3 protein-coding genes are annotated in these 3,104 nt (G+C 68.8%); all 3 read left to right on the top strand.

Going from position 1 to position 3,104, the window contains the following annotated elements; all coding sequences use genetic code 11:
- The coding region (locus VTU_RS35155) for a fatty acid desaturase (RefSeq protein WP_010108365.1) at positions 1-1,831 on the top strand (1,831 nt) is incomplete at its 5' end.
- Positions 1,725-2,093, top strand: a complete 369-nt coding sequence (locus VTU_RS34020) for a ferredoxin reductase domain-containing protein (RefSeq protein ID WP_236610822.1) — start codon at positions 1,725-1,727, stop codon at positions 2,091-2,093. The genes VTU_RS35155 and VTU_RS34020, both read left to right, overlap by 107 nt.
- 12 nt (positions 2,094-2,105) lie before the next feature.
- Complete coding sequence (locus VTU_RS0121050; protein ID WP_010108369.1) at positions 2,106-3,038, top strand: hypothetical protein; 933 nt, start codon at positions 2,106-2,108, stop codon at positions 3,036-3,038.
- The last annotated feature ends 66 nt before the right edge of the window (positions 3,039-3,104 follow it).

Raw genomic sequence — 3,104 nt, forward strand, 5'->3', positions numbered from 1 at the left:
GTGGTTCGCGCTGCTCGGCCTGAGCGGCTGGGCCAGCCTGGCGCTCTGGGGTTCCTGGTGGGCGCTGCCGCCCTACATGGTGTACGCCGTGCTGTACGCCACGGCGTCGGATTCGCGCTGGCACGAAACCAGCCACGGAACCCCGTTCAGGACCGACTGGATGAACGGCGTGCTGTACGAGATCGCCTCCTTCATGGTCATGCGCGAGTCGGTCATCTGGCGCTGGAGCCACAACCGCCACCACAGCGACACGCTGATCGTCGGGCGCGACCCGGAAATCCAGGTGCCGCGCCCGCCCGACATGCGCGCGCATTTCCTGAGCCTGTTCAACATCGGCACCTACCGCAGCTACTTTCCCAGCCTGCTGCGCCACGCGCGCGGGCAGATCACGGACGCCGAGCGGAGCTTTGTTCCGGCGAGCGAATTCCCCAAGGTAGCGCGCAACGCGCGCATCGTGCTGGCCCTGCACGCCGCCACCTTGCTGGCCGCGCTGCTGCTGCAAAGCTGGGGCCCGGTGTTCCTCATCATCCTGCCGCACCTGTTTGGCAACTGGCTGATGATCGTGCACAACACCACGCAGCACGCGGGCTTGGCAGAGAACGTGCTGGACCACCGCCTGAACTGCCGCACGGTCTACATGAACCCCGTGAGCCGCTTCATTTACTGGAACATGAACTACCACGTGGAGCACCACCAGTTTCCCCTGGTCCCGTACCACGCGCTGCCGCGTTTGCACGCGCTCATCAAGGACGACTGTCCGCCGCCCTACCGCTCCATCGCGCAGGCCTGGCGCGAGCTGCTGCCCACCGTGCTGCGCCAGGTCAGAGAGCCTGGCTACCATGTCCGGCGTCCATTGCCGACCCCCAGGCCGGCTGCCCGGCCAGAGGAGCCCGCTGAGCGCAGTCCCCGCGCCGCCGACGCGCAGGGCTGGGTGGAGGTGGGCGCTGCGTCCGGATTGGACCGCTGCGACGTGATGCGCTTCGACCACGGCAGAAAAACCTACGCCCTGGTGCGCAGCGAGACCGGCGCGCTGCACGCGCTCGACGGCATTTGCAGCCACGGCAACAACCACCTGGCCGACGGACTGGTCAAGGGCTGCACCATCGAATGCCCGAAGCACAACGGCCGCTTCAACCTGGCCGACGGCTCGCCCGCGCGCGCTCCCGTGTGCCGGGGCCTGGCCGTCTACCCCCTGCAAGAGCGCGCCGGGCGCCTGTACCTCAACGTGCTGCAGGCTGGCGGCGCCGGTGCGCGCGTGCCAGCAGGCTGCGCCCTGCGCGTGCGCAGCTGCCGCCACGTCGCCACCTTCATCAAGGAACTGGTGCTCGACCCCGAGGACGCCGCGCAGGCCCTCGCCTTCACGCCCGGCGACTACCTGCAACTCGAGATCCCCGCCTACGGCGAGATTGCGCTGCGCGATCTGCGCATCCCCGAGCCCTACGCGCAGATCTGGCGCGAGCAGGGGCTGTTTGAACGGGTGGCGCGCAACCAGGACGCCCGGCGCAACAACTACTCGCTGGCGAGCAACCCGGCGCAGGAACGCAGTCTGCGCCTGAACGTGCGCCTGGCCACGCCGCCCGCGGGCCAGGAGTGCCGGTGGGCGTGGGGTCGAGCTACGTGTTCGCGCTCCGACCCGGAGACCGGGTCACGGCCATCGGCCCGTATGGCGACTTCCACATCAAGCCGACCGGGCGCGAGATGGTCTACGTCGGCGGGGGGCCGGAATGGCCCCGCTGCGCGCGCATCTTTCGCATTTGCTCGAGACGGAAAACACCGCGCGCAAGCTCAGCCTCTGGTACGGCGCGCGCGCGCGGCAGGACGTGTTTTATGACGACCTCTTCACCCGCCTCGCGCAGACGCACGGCAACTTCAGCTTTCACCTGGCGCTGTCCGAGCCGCGCGCGCAAGACGCATGGAGCGGCTTCACCGGCCCGGTCCACGCAATGGTTCTGGAGCGCTACCTGCGCACGCACCCCGACGCGCGCGCCTGCGAATACTATCTGTGCGGCCCGCCCGCGATGGTGCAGGCCTGCACCGACATGCTCGCTGCACTGGGCGTTCCCGAACAACAGATTGCCTACGATGCGTTCTGACGCAAGCCGGACATGAGCAGATTCCTCAACGACGGCAGCACCGACGCGCCCCGATTGCGCGTCTACCTCAACTTGGACAGCTTGCTCGACTTGCAGGACGGCCATGGCGCTGCGCGCGCCTTTCCGACCGACCCCGCAGAACGCGACGCGCTGCTGGCCCGCGACGGCTTCGAAGGCGTGCAGCGCACCGACCGATCCGCGCCGCAGGGGCCGACCTGTCTGCCGTACTGCGGCGCAAACCGCATCGACAAGCCCGGGGAAGTTGACGCCATCGTGGCGCGCCACGTCGCGCGCGGGGACAACTGCCTCACGCTGCACGCCGGCACCGGCCTGGAGGACGATGCCGCCGCCTGCCGTCTGGCAGAGGCGCTGCTCGCGGCGGCAGACCGGCAGCGCTTTGCGGTATTTCTGGAAACCCACCGCGCGACGATCACGCAGGACCTGTGGCGCACGGTGCAGCTGCTGCGGCGCTTTCCCGAACTGCGCTTGAACGGCGACTTCAGCCACTATTACTGCGGCCAGGAAATGCCCTACGGCGACTGGGCGCAGAAGATGGCCTTCATGGAACCCCTGTTTGCCCGCACCGGCTTCTTGCACGGGCGCATCGCGAGCCCCGGCTGCATGCAGGTGCCGATAAGCCGCGAATGGACCCAAAGGCCCCCGCAGGCCCACGGGGTGGTCGATTTTCTGGCGCATTTTCGCGACCTGTGGGGCCGCGCGATCCGCGGTTTCCTGCAGCATGCGGGGCCCGGCGACGTGCTCGTGTTCGCGCCCGAGATCCTGTCCGGCGCGCACTACTACGCGCGCTGCTTTCCCGACGCACAGGGCCGCCTGGTGGAGGAGTCCGACCGCTGCGCGCAGGCGCTCATCTACAAGGACCTGATCCGCACGCTGTTTGCCGAGCAGCTTGCCGCTGCGGCGGGCGCGCTGGCGAGTGTGCGCTGAAGGCTCCGGGCCGCGCCAAAGCCTTGTGCACCGCGACCGGTTCAGGCCCCTGCGCGCAGCTTTTTG

It is taken from the genome of Verminephrobacter aporrectodeae subsp. tuberculatae At4, from assembly GCF_000193225.1.
GTDB classification, from domain to species: Bacteria; Pseudomonadota; Gammaproteobacteria; order Burkholderiales; family Burkholderiaceae_C; genus Acidovorax; species Acidovorax aporrectodeae.